At 59.9% G+C, this 14380-nt stretch carries 16 protein-coding genes; 8 read left to right on the forward strand and 8 right to left on the reverse strand.

The genetic code is table 11. From position 1 onward, the window contains the following. Positions 1-348 precede the first annotated feature (348 nt). From flgF to NVV72_01980, 5 genes are all read left to right on the forward strand, one after another. Entirely contained in the window at positions 349-1101 is a 753-nt protein-coding gene (flgF, locus tag NVV72_01960) for a flagellar basal-body rod protein FlgF (GenBank protein ID MCR6658152.1), read from the forward strand. Positions 1102-1251: 150 nt separating this feature from the next. Then, a complete protein-coding gene (flgG, locus tag NVV72_01965) occupies positions 1252-2043 on the forward strand; it encodes a flagellar basal-body rod protein FlgG (GenBank protein ID MCR6658153.1) in 792 nt (263 codons plus the stop codon). 4 nt (positions 2044-2047) lie between these two features. After that, the gene (gene flgA / locus NVV72_01970) at positions 2048-2659 is read left to right on the forward strand and encodes a flagellar basal body P-ring formation chaperone FlgA (protein MCR6658154.1); all 612 of its coding nucleotides are present in this window, start codon (positions 2048-2050) and stop codon (positions 2657-2659) included. 16 nt (positions 2660-2675) lie between these two features. Next, the gene (gene flgH, locus NVV72_01975; protein MCR6658155.1) at positions 2676-3413 is read left to right on the forward strand and encodes a flagellar basal body L-ring protein FlgH; all 738 of its coding nucleotides are present in this window, start codon (positions 2676-2678) and stop codon (positions 3411-3413) included. Between the two features lie 161 nt (positions 3414-3574). After that, complete coding sequence (locus NVV72_01980; GenBank protein MCR6658156.1) at positions 3575-4864, forward strand: O-antigen ligase family protein; 1290 nt, start codon at positions 3575-3577, stop codon at positions 4862-4864. On the opposite strand, the gene NVV72_01985 is transcribed toward NVV72_01980, so the two are convergent. From NVV72_01985 to NVV72_01995, 3 genes are read right to left on the reverse strand one after another with little or no spacing between them, the layout of a single operon-like run. After that, a complete protein-coding gene (locus NVV72_01985; GenBank protein ID MCR6658157.1) occupies positions 4861-5931 on the reverse strand; it encodes a quinone-dependent dihydroorotate dehydrogenase in 1071 nt (356 codons plus the stop codon). The genes NVV72_01980 and NVV72_01985 overlap by 4 nt on opposite strands. Then, complete coding sequence (locus NVV72_01990) at positions 5928-6416, reverse strand: histidine phosphatase family protein (GenBank protein ID MCR6658158.1); 489 nt, start codon at positions 6414-6416, stop codon at positions 5928-5930. The genes NVV72_01985 and NVV72_01990 overlap by 4 nt, the downstream gene beginning before the upstream one ends. Before the next feature lie 49 nt (positions 6417-6465). After that, a complete protein-coding gene (locus tag NVV72_01995; protein MCR6658159.1) occupies positions 6466-7212 on the reverse strand; it encodes a methyltransferase domain-containing protein in 747 nt (248 codons plus the stop codon). A 68-nt stretch (positions 7213-7280) separates the two neighbouring features. Between NVV72_01995 and gloB the strand changes: the two genes are divergently transcribed. After that, on the forward strand, positions 7281-8027 hold the full coding sequence (gene gloB / locus NVV72_02000; GenBank protein ID MCR6658160.1) for a hydroxyacylglutathione hydrolase: 747 nt from the start codon (positions 7281-7283) through the stop codon (positions 8025-8027). Between the two features lie 8 nt (positions 8028-8035). Here gloB and NVV72_02005 read toward each other — a convergent pair whose 3' ends face one another. The 3 genes from NVV72_02005 to NVV72_02015 form a co-directional block, all read right to left on the reverse strand. Beyond that, positions 8036-8851, reverse strand: coding sequence for a DUF4908 domain-containing protein (locus tag NVV72_02005; protein ID MCR6658161.1), 816 nt, complete (start codon positions 8849-8851; stop codon positions 8036-8038). A gap of 269 nt (positions 8852-9120) precedes the next feature. Further along, complete coding sequence (gene phbB, locus NVV72_02010) at positions 9121-9843, reverse strand: acetoacetyl-CoA reductase (GenBank protein ID MCR6658162.1); 723 nt, start codon at positions 9841-9843, stop codon at positions 9121-9123. A 159-nt stretch (positions 9844-10002) separates the two neighbouring features. Beyond that, complete coding sequence (locus NVV72_02015; protein ID MCR6658163.1) at positions 10003-11187, reverse strand: acetyl-CoA C-acetyltransferase; 1185 nt, start codon at positions 11185-11187, stop codon at positions 10003-10005. 409 nt (positions 11188-11596) lie between these two features. Between NVV72_02015 and phaR the strand changes: the two genes are divergently transcribed. After that, the gene (gene phaR / locus NVV72_02020) at positions 11597-12220 is read left to right on the forward strand and encodes a polyhydroxyalkanoate synthesis repressor PhaR (protein MCR6658164.1); all 624 of its coding nucleotides are present in this window, start codon (positions 11597-11599) and stop codon (positions 12218-12220) included. Between the two features lie 75 nt (positions 12221-12295). Beyond that, entirely contained in the window at positions 12296-12571 is a 276-nt protein-coding gene (locus NVV72_02025; GenBank protein ID MCR6658165.1) for a hypothetical protein, read from the forward strand. 418 nt (positions 12572-12989) lie between these two features. Here NVV72_02025 and NVV72_02030 read toward each other — a convergent pair whose 3' ends face one another. Both NVV72_02030 and NVV72_02035 read right to left on the reverse strand, forming a co-directional pair. Further along, positions 12990-13499, reverse strand: a complete 510-nt coding sequence (locus tag NVV72_02030; GenBank protein ID MCR6658166.1) for a hypothetical protein — start codon at positions 13497-13499, stop codon at positions 12990-12992. A 25-nt stretch (positions 13500-13524) separates the two neighbouring features. Beyond that, on the reverse strand, positions 13525-14262 hold the full coding sequence (locus NVV72_02035; GenBank protein ID MCR6658167.1) for a glycosyltransferase family 2 protein: 738 nt from the start codon (positions 14260-14262) through the stop codon (positions 13525-13527). Positions 14263-14380 lie beyond the last annotated feature (118 nt).

Below are 14380 nucleotides of genomic sequence, written 5' to 3' on the forward strand. Positions count from 1 at the left end.
CCATCGATAATACGCGCCTTAAAGACGCGACAGAGCTGAAAGCCGAAGTCTAGGCCCAACTCTTAAACAAACCTTAAGCACCCGCCTTCAAGTGTTAAGATCACTATCGCCAAACATGGTTAACGATTGCTTGTTATCCGCGCCCCGCACGGCACTTTTTGCCGCCCCTCCATGTGTCGGGATTCGGCGCAAACCGTCAACTTCCTTTTAAAACAAGGCTTTGGCAAAATTAACCATCCGTGGCACGGCGCTTGCATCTTACAAAAACATGGTTAACGGCGCATCTGAGGATTGGCGACGTTTTCCGGTAAGACCCTGAATTTGAACCTTTAATCGGGAGCCGCTGACATGGATAATGCCAACTACGTCGCCTTGTCGCGCCAGATCACCCTGCAACGGGAGCTGGATATCAGCGCCAATAACCTCGCCAACATGAACACGACGGGCTACAAGTTCGAGGAATTGCTGGTCAATGCCGAGCCGGGCGCCCCGGCCGTCAACGCCCCCATCCGTACACCGGCCAATTTTGCCTATGACAACGGCGTCGGCCGTAACTTCACCCAGGGCACGATGAACCAGACCGGCGCGCCGCTCGATCTGGCCCTGAATGGCGAAGGCACCTTCTTCACGGTGGCCGGCAAGAACGGCCAGACCGCCTATACCCGCGATGGCGCCTTTACCCTCAATGGTGAAGGCACGCTTGTCACCGCCCAGGGCTATGTCGTCCAGGGCGATGGCGGCCCGATCACGCTGGACCCCAAGAAGGGCGAGCCCAGCATCTCGGCCGACGGCATCATCACCCAGAGCTACCAGGGCCAGGCCGAACGGGTTGGCAAGCTCAATGTGGTCCGCATCGCAAATATGAGCGACCTCTCCAAGCAGGGCGACGGCACCTACACCCTGACCAGCAACCAGACGCCGATCACCGCCACCGACGCCCAAGTCCGCCAGGGTTTCCTCGAATCGTCCAATGTCAATCCGATGACCGAGATTACCAACCTGGTGCGCATCAACCGCGCCTACACCACCCTCGCCAATATCGTCGACCAGAACAGCCAACTGAACCGCAGCGCCGTAGAGCGCCTGGGCAGAGTTGCATGATGACGATGACGGGCATCGCCATCACTTCATCTTTTGCGTTCAAACGCCACGCAGGCTTAGCCTCGCAACGGCTCGGGCGCGCAGTCGCGCTTGCCGGATCGCGTCACGATCCGGAAGTCACTATCAATTTGAATTTGGGAGCATAGTCATATGCGCGCCTTAAGAACCGCGACAACGGGCATGTCCGCCCAGCAGATGAATGTTGAAGTCATCTCCAACAACATCGCCAACATGAACACGATCGGCTTCAAGAAGCAGCGGGCCGAGTTCCAGGATCTGCTCTACCAAAACGTCGAGCGCATGGGCGCGCAGTCTTCCGATGCCGGCACAGTTGTCCCTACCGGTATTCAGGTCGGTTCCGGTGTAAAGACCGGCAGCGTTTATCGTATTATGGAAGATGGCAGCGCCACCCAGACGGGGAATGATTACGACGTCATGATCCAGGGCAAGGGCTATTTCCAGATCGAACTGCCTTCCGGCGAAACCGCCTATACGCGTGCCGGTAATTTCTCGCTCGATGACCAGGGCCGTCTTGTCACCACGGACGGCTATCTCGTTCAGCCCAGCATCACCATTCCTCAGGGAACAACAGGTGTCAGCATCTCCAAGGCCGGCGAGGTTTCCGTCACCACGGCCGGTGTAACGGCCCCTACCGTGGTCGGCCAACTGCAACTGGCGACCTTCGCCAATCCCGCCGGCCTCGATGCCCAGGGTGATAACCTCTTCCTCGAAAGCGGCGCTTCGGGCGCGCCCAATGTGTCAACTCCGGGCGACACCGGTTACGGCACCCTGTTGCAGGGCTATACGGAATCGTCGAACGTCGATGCGGTCTCGGAAATCACCGCCCTGATCGTGGCCCAGCGCGCCTACGAGATGAACTCCAAGGTCATCACCACGGCAGACGAAATGCTGCAAACCACCAGCCAACTGGCGAGGGCGTAAGTAAATGAAAGTTTTAGCCGCCCTTTCCGTGATTTTGTTGGCAGTTCCCGCCATCGCAAATGCCCAGACCTCGCCCAATCCACTGGTCCTGAAATCCAGCGTCACCGATGGCGACGGCCGCATCACGCTCGGCGACGTGTTCGACAATGCCGGCCAGGCGTCGGACGTTCTGCTGGGCTACCGCCAGGGCTCAACGGCCGTGCTCGACGCCGCCATCGTGCAGTCGATCGCCGCGCGCAACGGCGTTTACTGGGATAATGCCCGTGGCCTGCGCCGCATCATTGTGGCCGCCGGTCCGGAAACCGGCTCCGGAAATGCTCCGCAACTGGCCACCATCACCGGCCCGCAAAGCCCGGTGAACTGGGGTCAGCCCTCGGTCAGCGGCCCAATCGCTGTAAAACGTTCTGAAATGGTCGCCGTCACCTGGACGCAGAACGGCCTCAGCCTCACCCTCTCCGGTCCGGCGCAAAAGGATGGCGCGGTCGGCGATGTGATCCAGATACAGAACCCATCATCGAAAAAGATGATCGACGCCGTTGTGACCGGCCCCGGCCGCGCCGTTTCCGGCCAGGCCGCCGCCCAGATCCGCAACCAAACATTCCTCTCTTCGCGTTAGTTTTGAAGGTCTTCACATGTCCAGACTCCTTCTTGCCGCTCCTGCCCTGCTCACCGGTCTTGTCGTTCTCAGCGGCTGCGGCTCCGTCCGCGAAGCCGTCAACGGCCCGAACCTGACGCCGATGGCCTATCCCTCTGCCCTGGTGCCTTCCGAACAGGCCATCGCCTATCCGCCGGCCAACAATACGCCGGCCTCCAGCAATTCGCTGTGGCGCGTCGGCGCCCGCACCTTCTTCAATGACCAGCGCGCCCGCGCCGTGGGCGATATCGTCACCGTCCAGGTCGATATCAATGACAGTGCCCAGACCAGCAACGCAACCGACCGCTCGCGTACCAACGATTTCAATGCCGCCACGCCATCGATCTTCGGCCTTGAATCCTCGCTCGGCAAGATTCTCCCCGGTGCCTATAATCCCGCCAAGGCGCTCGGCAATTCAAGCGATTCCAGTTCGACCGGATCTGGCTCGGTCAAGCGGGCGGAAAAAATTTCCGTCACCGTCGCCGCCATCGTCACCGGCGTGCTGCCCAATGGCAATCTGATCATCCAGGGTACGCAGGAAGTCCGCACCAACCGCGAGGTGCGCGTCCTGACGGTTTCCGGCATTGCCCGCCCGGAAGATATTTCCTCCACTAACGCCATCAAGCACACCCAGCTTGCCGAGGCGCGCATCTCCTACGGCGGCCGCGGCGACATCACCAACATGCAGAAGCCGCCCGCCACCCAGGCCCTGATGGAAAAATATTCGCCATTTTAGTCGCTCAAGCGCCGCGAGGGCTCGCTGCATCGGCAGCGGCGGGCCTCGCCCTTGCCAATCCTCATGAAAGAGCATGAGGATTGGAATTCATCGCCTTGACCATATATTGAGACTTATAGGCTAGAAGTGGCGGTCAGGTTCCCTGATCGCCACAAGGTCTTATGCCCGCTTCGTCTTCCAGCCTGAAGGACGCCCGCCCCAAAATGCGGGCCGACGGCGCCGCCAGCCCGGCGCAATGGATTATGTATGCCGAAGTAGCGCTAACCGTCTTCTGCCTTCTGATGTTCTCCAATGCCCTGATCGGCCCGCTGTTCGCGCCGCAGACGCTTGACGCTGCAGCGGCCGAGAGCGATTCCGCCATCCTGCGCGTGATGTGGCTGCCGGTCTATGCGGTGACGCTGCTCCTGATCGGCCTGCGCGTAACCCGCCTGATGCACATCCTGCCCGCCCTGTTCATGACCGGCCTTCTGGTCGGCTTGTGCTTTGCTTCCAGCTACTGGTCGATCGCGCCGGACATCACCACCCGGCGCACCATCGCCGTGGCCGTCACCTCGCTGTTCGGGCTTTATCTGGCCGCGCGCTATACAGGCGAGGAACTGGTGCAGATCATTGCCCTGAGTTTTGCGATGCTCGCCTTGGGCAGCTATTTCGTCTGCCTCTTCGTACCGCATCTCGGCATCCATGACGACATCAATGCCGGCGCCTGGAAGGGCCTGTGGTACGAAAAGAACCAGATGGCCGCCATGATGGTGCTGGGCTTCATCGCGTCCTGCGCCTCCGCCTATATCGCGCCGGACCGCCGGAAACTGTGGATCGGGCTGGCCATAGCCATCTTTCTCCTGGTCGTTCTGTCTCGCTCCAAGACTTCGCTTCTGGCCTGTATGGCCAGCGCCGGTGCCTTCCCCGTGCTGACCGCCCTGCAGCGCGGCGGCGTGCGCAGCATCGTCTTTACCTGGCTGGCGGCGACGGCGGCCCTCATCGGCGGCGCTTTGTTTTATATCGCGCCGGATATGATCTTCAAGATGCTCGGCAAGGACCCGACCCTGACCGGCCGTACCGAAATCTGGGCATCGCTGATGCGCCTGTCCGACAAGCATCCTTGGCTGGGTTATGGCTACAAGGCGTTCTGGACGCCGACCTCGGTGCCGGCCTCGGTCGTGCGCGCCGAAACCCACTGGGACGTGCCTTCGGCGCATAATGGCTGGCTCGACCTGCTGATCCAGTTGGGCTGGGTCGGCGTGATCCTGTTCGGTGCGGTACTGGCGATCGGCGTCTTCTGCGCCCTGTTCCGCTTTGCGCGTGTTAAGGATGGCTTCTTTTCGGTGCTGATCCTGCTGCTGTTCAGCTTTCTCATTCTGTCGGAAAGCTTTATCCTGTCGCAGAATTCGCTGATCTGGGCCCTGTTCGTCTGCGCCCTGGCCCGGCTGACAGCCAACGAGATCGAAAACTAGCTATCCGTGCCGGCCGCTTCAGTTACCGAGCGGAAACCATCGGCCTTGAGACGCCCCACCAGATCGCGGCGAATGGCGTCAGCCAGGCCCGGCCCCTTGTAAACCAATGCCGAATAGAGCTGGACCAGCGAAGCCCCGGCCCTGATCTTGGCATAGGCTTGCGCACCATTCGAGACGCCGCCGGCGCCGATCAGGGTCAGTTTGCCGCCGGAGGCCGCCCGTGCGACCTTAAGCGCGCGCGTTGACAGATCGAACAGGGGCGCACCGGACAGGCCGCCCGCTTCCGCCGCCTGCGCGGAAACCAGCCCGTCACGTGACAGGGTGGTATTGGAAACGATCAGGCCATCGAGTTTGTGATCCAGCGTTGAGGTGACGGTATCGATAATTTCCGCCTCGGTCAGGTCCGGCGCGATCTTGAGGAAGATCGGGCAATTGCTGGCGGAAACCTTCACCAAGGCCGCACGGGTTTCCGCCATCTGGCCCAGCAGGTCGTCGAGATAAGACTTGCCCTGAAGTGCGCGCAGGCCAGGCGTATTGGGCGAGGAAATATTGATGGTGAAGTAACTACCTTGGCCCCACAGGCGTTTGAGCCCGGTGACATAGTCGGCCATCCGGTCGGTGGCGTCCTTGTTGGCGCCGATATTAAGCCCGATCACCGCCCCCTTCCGGTGCGCATTGATATGCTCCAGATGACGCAGGAAAACATCCAGCCCCTTGTTATTGAACCCCATGCGGTTGATCACCGCCTGGTCTTCACTCAGGCGGAACAGGCGCGGCTTCGGATTGCCATCCTGCGGCAGCGGCGTGACCGTGCCGCATTCGGCAAACCCGAAGCCGGCGCGCACCATGGCCAGGGGGACGTCGGCATTTTTATCGAACCCAGCCGCCAGGCCGATACAGTTGGGGAAATGTAAGGTTCCGCCCTCAAAAGGCACATCGACAGCCAGTTGCGGGGTATTGAGACTCGATACCGGTCCCAGACCGGCCTTGAGCAGCAGGATGGTCAGGCTGTGCGCGTCTTCGGGCGGCAAAATATGCAGGGCGCGCGTGGCAAGACCGTAAATCATTTGGCTAAATATAATCCATCATATATCGGCCGGCCGGCGGCATCGATCTCGAAGACCGCCGCCGTCGCCGTCGGGAAATTTCCACGCACCTTGTCGGTAATCTCCGGTCCTGCCGCGCCTTCAAACAGATACTCAGCCACCAGATACTGCACACCAGGATTATGCCCGACGACCAGGATACAATGCCCGTCCTCCTCGTGCGTCTCGATGGCCCGGCGCAGCGCCTCGGAGCCGGCATTATAGAAATCCTTCGAGACAAGAGCCGGAATATCGCCCATCACGGCCTTCACGGCTTCAAACGTGCCCAGCGTGCGCGCGGCGCTGGAAACCAGGGCAAAATCGGGCTTCAAACCATAGGCTTTCAGCGCTTCGGCGACGCTTTTGGCCTCCGCCCGGCCGCGATCCGCCAGCGTGCGGTCGAAATCCTCACCGGATTCGGCGTCTTTTTCCGCCTTGCCGTGGCGCATGATGATCAGTTGTTTCATGCTTTCCCTATGGCGCAGAATCTGACCGAGGGTCAAGCCAGCTCACGCGTCACCGGCGCTTGATCACGCGAGGTCGGCACCGGCTGCTGCGCCGGAGCCAGCACCCCCGCAGTTCCTGCAGGATCGACTTCTGCGGCCGCGCCGTATGGGCGATGAATGGCCGGCGCCCGGCCTCCATCAGGATCAGACCGCCGGTGATCGGCCAGACCCGCGGCAGGATATTTTCCAGCGCCCCCGACCAGCGCAGGAACGGACTGAAAGGCGGCGCATACAGGGCATAGGACCAGGCCAGCGGTTCCAGTTCGGCATCGCGCAGCGCGGATTCAAGCTGCATCCGGCTATAGGGCTGGCCATAGCCGAAGGGCGTTTTTTCGGCATGGGCCCAGAAGCCGCCACGCGCCGCCACGCCCAGGATCAAGCGGCCATTGGGCGCCAGCAGGCGCGAGGCTTCCAGCAGCAGCCCCTGCGGCACCGGTGATTCTTCGAGCGCATGGACCATCAGAATGCGGTCAAACAGGGCGGTCGGAAACGGCAGGGCCTCTTCCTCGACCAGAACCGAGCGGACGCGCATATCCGCCGGCCAGATTTCCGCGCCTTGCGAGGCTGGCATGGCCGAAAGCACGCGCCGGGCCTCGTTGAACCGGTCGAGATAGGGCGTGCAGTAACCGATGCCGAGCACATCCAGCCCCCGCACATCCGGCCAGGCTTCCCCCAGTTTGCGATCGATCAAACGCCTGGCCGCAGCGCCTTCCGGCGACTGGTAAAAGCGGTTGAGATCTTCGACCGGACGACGCAACGGGGTTCCTTTGGCTCTGGCAAGTCCTATATAGGTTAGAACATCCAGTTTATCAGGGCGACTCTAAGATGGGCCTAAAGGTCGATATCTTCCCGGCACTGCAGGACAATTACGGCTTTATCCTCCAGGATGAGGCGTCAGGTCAGGTCGCCATTATAGACGCGCCGGAACCGCGCGCCATCACGGAAAGGCTGTCCGCTCTGGGGCTGGAACGGCTCGACTATATCCTCAACACCCACTGGCACCCGGACCACGCCGGCGGCAATGCCCTGCTGAAAAAGCGTTATGGCGCTGAGATTTACGGGCCGCAGGAAGTGACGCGGATCGCGCCGCTGGATCATGTGCTGAAACCCGGCGATGTATTCCGGTTGGGTGAGGCCGTGCTGGAGGTGATCGATCTCAACGGCCATACGCTCGGACATATCGGCTACTATGATCGCGCCGGCGGTCAGGCATTTGTGGCCGATACCCTCTTTCCGCTGGGGTGCGGCCGCCTGTTCGAGGGCACGCAAGAGCAGATGTGGGGCGCGCTGCAACGCATTGCCGAGCTATCGGACGATACCATCCTCTACAGCGCCCACGAATACACGCTGTCCAATTTGAAATTCGCCGAGAGTTTGGGAAGATATCCGGCACTTGAGGCACGGGCCAGGCTTATCCGGGAAAAACGCGAGCGCGGCGAAGCAACCGTGCCATCGACCGTGGCCGAGGAAAAAGCGACCAATCCATTCCTGATCTATCCGTTACAGGAAAAGGATTTCGCATCCCAGGCCGCGAAATTCGGCGAATTGCGCCAGGCGAAGGATAACTTCTAACGGTGATATCAGCGTCTGGCTGTGCTGCCGACCGGAACAGATGTCACAACGACATTGAGGATGCGGCGCGAAGATGGCCGGCCGCTCCAGTCGCCGCGCGAGACATCAAGCTTGAGCACCAGCACGCCGTTTTGCACGGTGGCGCTGGGCGGACGGCCTTCGATGAACTGCACCCCGCGTAAGGGCGCCATGATCTGCTTGCCGCGCGGCTGCTGGGACGCCTGAACGAGGGCTTCGGCAGCCACGCCGGCCGCATCGGCATAGAGAAAATCAGCGCCCGGCGTCACATCAGGGGCATCGAAACCGATGGTGCGGCCGACCGCCAGACTGACGCGGCGGCTGGCATGGACCAGGGACTGGAACAGCAGGCTGGGCGACATGCGTCCCGGCGTAAAGGCATCAGCCTTGCCGGTGACGGCGGCGGGGTCGCCCATTGGCCGGTCATCGCTGAACAGGATCATGCCGCCCCAGCGGGTCGATTTCAGGACGGATTCGCCGACATCGTTCTTGTAGATGACATCGCCTTTCGGCCCTTGCGTCGGCGTCAGCAGCCAGACCTCGTCATCGCCATCGAAGCGCATCAGGCTGCGGCTGCCCGATTCATCGAGAATAAAGCCCTGCCCGTCTTCGGAAGTGAAATGCGCCACGGGCGGGCGGGCGGCAGAACGGTTGTCATCGGCCTTCTTGCCGAACATGGCTTCCTTGAGCGAGCGCGGCCCGTCGGCCAGCGCCGTCCCGGCTTCCGCCAGGCAGAACAGAAGCATCAATGCGGCCAGAAGCTGTGCCAGAGATCGGGCCAAAGGATGTGCCAGGGTCTTGTTCATTGGGCGCAGATTTACCGACCGACTTGGGCAGATTTAAGACGCCAAACCAATTTAGACCGCCCCAATGCAGGTGCAAAAAAGGCGCGGATACCACCATCCGCGCCTTTTGAATCTTGATCAGGAAGCACTTTGATCGAGAGATAAGCCGGCTCGATGTGGCGAAAATTGTTAGCTTTCGAGACCCGTAGCGCAGCGTACTTTTGGGTACGTGAGCAACGGAAGCTCAAAAGATGACGATTTGCAGGCCATCGAACCGAGCTTAGATCCGATCAAAGCATGTGTTGCCCGCCATTGACGGCGATCGTCGCCCCCGTAATGAAGCTGGCCATGTCCGATGCCAGGAAGGCGCAGATTTCGGCGACTTCTTCCGGCGTGCCGAGACGACCTACGGGGATACCGGCCACGATCTTGTCGAGAACGGCCGGCGCAATGGCCGAGACCATTTCCGTCGACGTATAGCCCGGCGCCACGCAGTTGACCGTAATGCCCTTGTTGGCCGATTCCATCGCCAGGGCCTTGGTGAAGCCGATCATGCCGGCCTTGGCAGCGGAATAGTTGGTCTGGCCGGCCTGGCCCTTCTGGCCGTTGATCGAGGAGATATTGATGATACGGCCGTAACCGCGCTCGCGCATACCTTCGATCACCTGGCGCGTCATATTGAAGACGCTGTCCATATTGGTGTGGATGACTTCCTGCCACTGCTCCAGCGACATCTTGTGGAAGAAGCCGTCACGCGTGATGCCGGCATTATTGACCAGCACATCGATCGGTCCCAGCGCGGCCTCGACTTCCTGCGCGCAACGCTTGCAGTCATAGAAGTTATCGACGCTGCCCTTGACGATGAAAACGCCCAGTTCCTCGGCGACGCGCTTGGCGTTTTCCTCATTGCCGGCATAACCGGCGGCAACCGTCAGGCCAGCATCCTTCAGACGCTTGACAATGGCCTTACCAATACCGCGCGTACCACCGGTCACCAGTGCAACTCTGCTCATAGATATTCTCCCTCGAAATTTCTCAGAAACTCTCACAACACCGCTAAGGCGATCCGGTGAGTCGAAAATTATTAGCTCGTGAGAAACGGAGCGGAGCGTACTCTAGTACGTGAGCACCGTCTCGCAGCGAGATGAAGATTTGCAGACCTCCGGAGCGCCTTAGCTGACGGCCTCGACGCAGAGGGCGACCCCCATACCGCCACCAATACACAGCGTGGCGACGCCCTTTTTTGCGCCGGAACGCTGCATTTCAAACAGCAGGGTGGTCAGGATGCGCGCGCCGGAGGCACCAATCGGGTGACCGATGGCAATGGCGCCGCCATTGACGTTCACCTTGCTGAGATCCCAGCCGAGTTCACGGTTGACCGAAATAGCCTGAGCGGCAAAGGCTTCATTGGCCTCAATCAGGTCGAGATCGCCAATCGACCAGTTGGCCTTCTTCAGCGCCTTCTGCACCGCCTGGATCGGGCCGGTGCCCATGATCGCAGGATCGACACCGGCAATGCCGGAGGAAACGATGCGGGCCAGCGGCTTGAGGCCGCGCTTGTCCGCTTCGGCGCGCGACATCAGCACCACGGCGGCCGCGCCATCGTTGAGGCCGGACGCATTGGCGGCGGTGACAGTGCCTTCCTTGGAAAAGGCCGGGCGCAGACCGGAAATGCCATCGATGGTCACGCCATGACGGATGAATTCGTCCTTGTCGAACACCATGTCGCCCTTGCGGCCCTTGATGGTATAGGGGGCGATTTCGGCATCGAACTTGCCGGCCTTCTGGGCAGCCTCGGCCTTGTTCTGCGAGGCGACCGCGAACTCATCCTGCTCCTGACGCGAAATGCCGAACTTTGTGGCGATGTTCTCGGCCGTGGTACCCATATGGTAGTTATTGAAAGCGTCCCACAGGCCGTCCTTGATCATGGTGTCGACCATAGAGAGGTCGCCCATCTTCTGGCCGGCGCGGATATAGGCCGCGTGGGTGGCCATGGACATGCTTTCCTGACCACCGGCCACGACAATGGCGCTGTCACCCAACGCTACCTGCTGGGCCCCAAGGGCAACCGCGCGCAGGCCGGAGCCGCAGATCTGGTTGATCGACCAGGCGGGGGAATCGTAAGGAATGCCGGCCTTCACCGATGCCTGGCGCGCCGGTCCCTGCCCTTGGGCCGCCTGGAGCACCTGACCGAGAATAACTTCGTTGACGTCAGACGCCTGCAAACCGGCCCGCTCGACGGCCGCCTTGATGGCGTGGGCGCCCAGATCATGCGCGGGTACGGTGCCTAAGCTGCCGAGGAAAGAACCGACCGGCGTGCGGGCGGCGGAGACGATAACCACTTCATTGACGGACATGTCGGACTTCCCTTGTAGACTGTATACACCAAAAAAGACTTGTGTAACCGCGACTTAAGGCACCTGAGGGGCGAAATCAAGTTACGCTGTTATCCTTGCGCCTGAACACTGGTTTCAGTTTATGACGGCATTCGTGCCCTATCGTGATGACCGCGTCACGCCCAAAATCCGGTGCGGCCGCCCCTGGCTATTCAACTTTTTGTGCGCAGCATCACCTGCAATAGGACTTGCGCGGAAATTGCGCAGGACACAATAATGAAAGCCTTGAAAAGAAAGGATTTGTGCCATTTTCACACCCCCTCTTTACGCAAAGGCAAAAAAGCGCTTATGTTGTAGGTGCGAAATAAACGCAGACCCGATCAATCGGGCGCACTAATCTCAAGGATAGAGTACAGGAGAAACTGCTCAGATGGCCGAAACAAAAACACGGGCAAAGCGCGGTGAGGGCGATCGCGTCATCATCAAGAAATACGCCAACCGGCGTTTGTACAATACGGCCACCAGTTCCTATGTCACGCTCGACAATCTCAGCGACATGGTGCGGGAAGGCGTCGATTTCGTGGTCTTTGATGCCAAGTCCGGTGATGACATTACCCGCGGCGTCCTGGCCCAGATCATTTTTGAAGAAGAGAGCCGCGGTCAGAACCTGCTGCCGATCCAGTTCCTGCGTCAACTCATTGGCTTCTACGGCGACAGTATGCAGAACCTGCTGCCCACCTATCTGGAAATGTCGCTCGATGGCTTCGCCAAGCAGCAGGAGCGCTTCCGCTCACAGTTTTCCCAAGCCTTCGGCGCAGCACCAGGCATCGGCTTCTTCGACGAGCAGGTATCGCAAAACCTGGCCATGTTCGATCGCGCCATGCGCATGTTCTCACCCTTCTCGTTTGCCAATACCGCTGCGGCCGGCACTGCCGCGCCGGCGCCCGAACCCACTGAGCCGACAGGCAAGCCGGAAACCGACCAGGTCCGCGAACTCCGCGAACAGATGGAAGCCATGAAGGCCCAGATCGACCGCCTGGCTCAAAAGGGATAAAAGAACCGGGCGGTTATCTGGACGGTGGCCGCCCGGCTTTCTATTGTTTTAACCCATGCGGGTTATATTGCCGCCATGAGCGGAAACCTGCCTCCCAATAACCTGCCCGTGCCCGCCGGCCCCGTCATCGACCAGGGGACGAAGGAGGCACCGCACCGCAGGCGGAAAACTTCGACGGAAGCCAATGACGCCACCTATGCCGCCCAGCTTCTGAGCGGCGGTGAAAAGCGCGGTCTGCGCGGCGGGTCGGAAACCCTGGATCGGGCAAAATCGACCTACCTCAAGTCGGAATATTCGGGTCCAAACGACCGCAGGCCGGCGCCCGGCCGCATGACAAAGACTGAAATTTAGAGCGTTTTCCGATCTGATTGGATCAGATCGGCGCTCTAGTTTTTTGCTTTTACGCACTTTTTAATCCGAAAAGTGCGTCACACTTTTCGGAAAGTGCTCTAACAGAAAATTCGCGGCACGCTTATTGCAGCCGATCTGGTTCCCTTACTGCGGAGCCTTGCGTGCTGTCTCTTGTCAAAGCCCATAAAACCCGTCCGGCCTGGACACGCTACGCCACCCGCGCCTTCGATATTTTCGCGGTAACGCTGATTTTCGCGGTGTTTGGGTAATTCAACCAGCCTGAAAAATGCAATTCAAATTCTCCACGGCTCAATGTTCACTTCAAACTGAGCCGTGGCAAGGGCGACCGCCCGTCGCGCAGGTTTGCGCGGGCCATGCGGCCTGAGCTGAAACAAAGCATTTATACCGCAAAGCGGTATCAATGTCCGAAGTCGATATCCTTGCGGGCCGAAACCGCCGTAACGATAAAGCCAGCCAGCACATCCATGAGCGTCATGAAGGTCAGCAGGAAGAAGGCCGAGGTGGCGAAGGGGCGGAACAGCAGGAACTCGACCAGGCAGACGATGAACAAAACCATCGACAGCGAATGATTGACGATGGCCACCTTGTCTGACTTGGTCGATTTCAGCAGTTCGAAGAACAGGCAGATCAGGGCGCCGAACAGGATGACATCACCCACATTGACCGACCAGTGCGTGCCGGCCGAAGGCATGGGCAGGTTGAACAATACCTGCGTGACGGCATTATAGGCCGCTTCATCACTGCCGCCGAGCGAAAACAGGGCCAGGATGTTGTAAACGATGAAGGGTATGACGAGTAGCGGAAACGCGGTAATCACACTGAACCCCCTTTGATGATTATCAGCAGGCTGCTGGTCGTACATGCCGATGGCCGCTTCCTTGGCGATAAGATCACGATCGATAGCCATGAAAAACCCGCTCCTGAGCTGTCGCCTATCGCTCGCTTTCGGTCACCTTGCCGGGCTGGCGTAAACGACTGTTTAACCACATTACACCGGGGAGGTCGGAAAGCGCTACAGCTAAACGTCCGATATTGGTATATTTGGAGTGACCTGTGGTACGCAGGCGATCATCCACCGGCTCGAATAAGATTTCAAAGCCCTCCCGCGTCACCAGGGAAGGCAGGTAGCGGTGCATCTGGTCGAAATAAGGCAGGCGTAGAAAAGCCTCGCGGCGTAAGGCTTTCAGACCGCAGCCGGTATCGTCGGCCTTGTCATTCAGCAGGGCCTTACGGATGCGATTGGCCCAGCGAGAGGCCACGCGCTTGGAGGATGTATCCTGGCGGTTACGGCGCTGGCCGGCCACCATGCCCACGGTTTCCGGTGCGTCACGCAGGATCTGCGACATGCGGGCGGCATCGGCAGCCGGGTTCTGACCATCGCCGTCGAGCGTCACTATCAACGGTGCCCTGGCGGCGAAGACACCGGTACGCATGGCACCGCTCTTACCGACATTGTTCTCATGTCGCAACACGCGCAGGGACGGGATATCAGCCTGTGCTGCAATAAGGCGCGCGTGAGTATCGTCCGAACTGCGGTCATCGACAAAGATGATCTCGAAACCATCGCCCCCGAAAGCTGTCGTGAAAGCCGTCTCTATCTCCCTGGCGACTTGTACGGCCGCCCCTTCTTCATTATAGACGGGCACCACGGCAGAGACGGTTAAGGGCATGATCTGACTGGCTCGCTATAGTGTGGGCAAGGGATTGAAACCCATTGGGTTTTATGCCTCATAGACCGTTTGCCATATTGCGTAAATAGGGACGGCGATGGCTTCGATATCGGCAACG

Source organism: Asticcacaulis sp., assembly GCA_024707255.1.
In the GTDB taxonomy this organism is placed as follows: Bacteria; Pseudomonadota; Alphaproteobacteria; order Caulobacterales; family Caulobacteraceae; genus Asticcacaulis.